Source organism: bacterium, from assembly GCA_021159335.1.
GTDB lineage: Bacteria > UBP14 > UBA6098 > B30-G16 > B30-G16 > JAGGRZ01.
The window spans coordinates 1-4,578 of the sequence record JAGGRZ010000075.1 but is presented as its reverse complement, the minus strand read 5'-3'; the positions used below and the strand labels follow the sequence as shown (position 1 = coordinate 4,578).

General features: G+C 41.8%; 2 protein-coding genes. Both read right to left on the bottom strand.

The annotated features are described in order from the left end of the window. The coding region (locus tag J7J62_04470) for a discoidin domain-containing protein (protein ID MCD6124409.1) at positions 1–2,579 on the bottom strand (2,579 nt) is incomplete at its 3' end. Between the two features lie 13 nt (positions 2,580–2,592). Next, the coding region (locus tag J7J62_04465; protein MCD6124408.1) for a hypothetical protein at positions 2,593–4,578 on the bottom strand (1,986 nt) is incomplete at its 5' end.

Sequence of the window (4,578 nt, the reverse complement as noted above, 5' to 3'; positions counted from 1 at the left end):
ACCAACACCACTCGCTTCAGCTTCTTTCGTCCATCCTCCATCGTTGCCCTAACAATATAAACCCCAGACTGTATCGTCTCATCAGGGTGCCATATGAGTGTTCTTTCACCTTGTGATTCGACAAAGGGTTGAATTCCTTTGCTGATGAGCCGTCCTCGTAAATCGTATATCTCCAACTTCGCTCCAGCAGGCACAGTGATTTTAACGGATGAATTGAATGGATTTGGAAAGACTGATATATTGGTTTTTGCTGGAAATTTAGATGAATTTTCCGCTATCTTTGTTGTATCAGCGAAATCAAGAACAATGACATCATAGTATTCAAGCCTTGGGACCACAAGCCTGATGACACTGTCCTCATAATCAAATGCAGGATAGACCGTATCCGGGAAGTCGGGCGAGATTATCATCACACTATAGCAACTATCTCTAACGGGAATCGTTACCGGGATGCTGTCCTGCGGGAGCATTGTATGGGTTACTGTGTCCCAATTATGGTTTATAATGTGTAAATAAGCCTTAAGACTGTCATCTTTATATGTATATGCAATCGCTACTTTTGATTCATTCGCATAACTTGGTGCTATAGTGTCGCCGTTATAGGGCACAAAACCATTCACCGTAACGAGGGATTCGTCCGGGCTTATAAAGGTATTTTTATAGATTTCGGGTCCATATTCATTTATGAAATCGGTGATAGGTTTGACGACATCACCAACAGAGGTACCATCGGAGAGGCTATCAAGCCAGATATAATATCCCTCATTTCCGGTGAGAGGGACGGCGAATCTCAAACCTGAAGCATAGGCTTCCGCCATATATGTCCGCAAATATGCTGCACGCTCATCGGCTGGCTCATCTTTGCCGCCAAGATGATAAAACGGAAATCCCGTATGTCCAAAGTCAAGAAACGCTATCATCGGAAGTTGTCTTCCTACATATTCAATGGCATTTTTTAGTAGCCATCTGTAGCTATTAACAAAAACCCTTCGGGCATCAAGATGTATTTTTTGCGAATCCGAGGCAGAAGGTGCAGGATATGATGGGGGCTTGCCAATATTAAAGACAAAATAATCCACAGCAGAATCTGGATGATAGCATGAGCCATTATATGTCAAATATATATCCCTACCAACCGATGAAGCATAAGCCCGAATACTGTCAACAAGCGGTTTCCAAAACAATTCCTTGGTGCGGTAATTAGAAAACGAGGCTTTATAAAGATTTTCTACTTCATCCAGAAGAGATGGCAAATATGAAAATACTATTTTCCTATACTTAGGGGGAAACCAAATCAAATAGAAAGGATTGCAGGGGTTAAGGGCGTTGGCTACAGTTGGAGTGCATCCAAATGGGTTCTTTGTCCAGTTGTGATATTCAAGATACTTGCGATAGTTGAATAAATTCATCGTCCCGTCGGGACATTGACCAGTATCCGAAAAATCAACAAGCATCTCAGTTTCCCACCGGGGGTTAGTGGGGGTCCAACTAGAATCTTCATAAAATCGCTTAAGGACAAACTGCCTGAATCCGCATCCGAACGCCTGAAACTCAGAGATATAGGCTTCGCTCGCTGTTGTAAAAAGTCTCAATTTCCTCGCCCACACACGGGAAACCAGAAATGACCTGACCGAATCGGTATTACCACTTACCGAAATAGGTGGGGTGAAGTTTTGCCACATAGCTCCATCCCAATATTGAACACTGAAATCCGCCAGAGGATGCGCCGAGGGGAACGCGAGATAAATTTGACAAATCCGCCGCGGTCGCTTGAGGTCTATTTCAAGCCAATGACTATCCCCAACTGCTGAGTGCCAGAATGTCGTAAAATTATTATCAAAAGCATTTTGAGCTGAATCAGCATTAGAACTTGCCAACGGTTCTGGAAAATGCCATTCTATAGAATCAGGAAAGTCTCTTCGGCATATAAGCGAAATCCTTGTGCATATATTAGCCGTTCCGAGAGCGTAGTCATCATAACCATCATTAGAATTATCTTCTGGTGCAACAGTTGTATCAAAGTTAATTCTGTATGCTCCGCTTATTTCATCAAACTCTAATGACCTTACACCAGCGTCTATTTGCTCATATGCCCACCAGAGGCAATAACTCAGCCAGTTCTCATTCGCAATAGAAACATGGCATGTTACGCTGGTTCCGCTTAGATTAGGGATAAAATATAACACACCTTCGGTGTTCACCGTAGCGAAATCATCGTATATAACTGATGGTATTGAGAATGGTCTTGTGCTATCCTCGCTGTGTGCGCACGGCCAGCCAGCGTAAGGGACAAGAAGGGCACACTGAACCCCACCTTCAAAAATGGCACCACGAGCCTCCGCAGTGTCAATGATCCAACTCCGCCTCGGGAAAAGATTACATGGTATATTTTGATATTTAAACCAGCCGCGCTTGATAAACTGTGGTTCGAAATACAGTGCCAAAGAGAGAAGTGTATCTCTATCCAAATGGCCGCCAAAAACGCAAACCATCACATCGTTTAGGTCGCTGACTACTTGTGCTCCACATATCCCTGCTAAGATAATCATTACTAATAAGAAAACTATCGCATTTTTCATTTTGAACCTCCATTTATCTTATATAAACTATACTTTTTGTTATACAGTTGCCATTCTCTGTCTGTGCCTTTATCAAATATATCCCCGACGCCGTTAATTGGTCGGGAGTCCAAATGTATTTCCTCATTGTTTTATTTCCACAAGATGAAGAAAGACCATTATCAAATTCTATCTTTTCGTTCATTCCTTCATCAAGAGGAGAAAGTTGAGGATAAGCACATATCAACCGTCCCTGTAAGTCATAAATCTTCACTTCAGCATCAGCGGGAGCAGTAATAACACACGATGAATTAAACGGATTGGGAGCAACAGTGAGGGAAAGTTTTTCAATAAACGATTCGTTTTCCTTAACCAATATATTTTCGCGCAAATTTATCCTATAATATGTGTTTAACACTGCTCGAGTGCTCAGCTCTCGCAAGCTAAGTTTAAGAAAATATCTTCCCGTCGCAAGTCCTGATGTATTCCATACAATAAGCGTGTCATTTCGCACTTGGTGACTGCTCCAATCCATTAATGGTCTCCATTCGAGCGAATCGGGGTCGATAATAGTATCGATGGGATAATATACATAATACAAGCGATACGCATCAAAACCATATGGAGAATCTGGGGTTCGTTCAACATAAGCATCGCCGATAATCGCGACATTCTCATCAACTGTTGCAGTAGCGGGAGATTTTATGACAGCAACAATAGCAGCGCCTTTATCAAACACTCTGATAGGACTCAAAGCAAATGTGCCCAATACTACTGCGACAGCGGAATCGGCAACGACGAAATCTCTCCACACAGTGCAGTGGTTAAGAACCAACATTCCATCACTTCGGGTTCTTACTGTAGCCCTTATATCCGAGGAGGACACAAAAACCTGCGAATGTCCAGCAGCGGTGAGCGGTCCGCCTTTGCCATCGTGAATTGAATTTGAAAGATAAGCCACCGATGAATCGTAACAGATAAACTCGCCGATAATAGAATTGTCCACTCTTATATTAGATTTTGAAAACATCTGTAAATGCCAGCAGGTCACGGTGGTATTCAAAAGATGGATAGTTCTGTCATTAAACGGGGCATACCAATCATCATAATGTGCACCATCCAAAAGACCTGAGATCGTGTCGCACACATCCTGCGTGAATCTCACAATTATATCGCATTGGCTGTTTTCGACAGTTAGCTCTGAAAAGGACGCACAACTTGGATTAAACATACAGTATGAGCTGTCAATAATAAAAGTATAACCCGTTCCTGATACAAACGGTGATGATGGCGTTACCTCCCAGTGCTCCACAAAACTAAATGAGTCCGTGCCGAAATCTATGGTAACCATACTTGACTCAGGCACCTGAATATGTATCATAGCATATTCAACATTGGAAAAATGAACCACGGACGAATCTCTTGCGGAATATTCGCCCCCGCCAGTAACATTTATGAAATTTATTCTGGCTTTTTTGGAAAAAATCGCCGTAGTGCCAGTGTAATCGCTATTCTCCACATACAAAGAAGAATTATCCCTGATAAAAGTATATCCTGGATATCCACCATAATCAAATCTACTGTTCGTTATACGAATTTCCGAGCTATCAGCTCCAACAATTGCGAATTGCCATTCGTATGCTGACATTAACCTCAAATCGGTGGAATCAACTATTATCTTTCCATTATGGATAGCGATTAAATTGCCGTAAATATTCACTGATGAATTCTTCATCATAAGAACCCCATTGTTAAGAACAACAATATTGCATTCATAGTAGCAGGATGTGTCCTCAATCATAAGTGTTTCGTTGGGGTCAGTATAGCCAACATAAAGAATAGAGTCAAAGCTTTCACTTCTCGATTCTGAGAAAAAAGCCTCACTAACGGGCTCAATCGGCATCGGGGAAATTATTGAATCACTACTTTCAATCATTTCACGGAACAATCTTAATGTGTTCTCATTGATTTTGTCGAAGTCAATAGAGTTGGCAGAAAAGAAGGAAACAAAAACAATGAC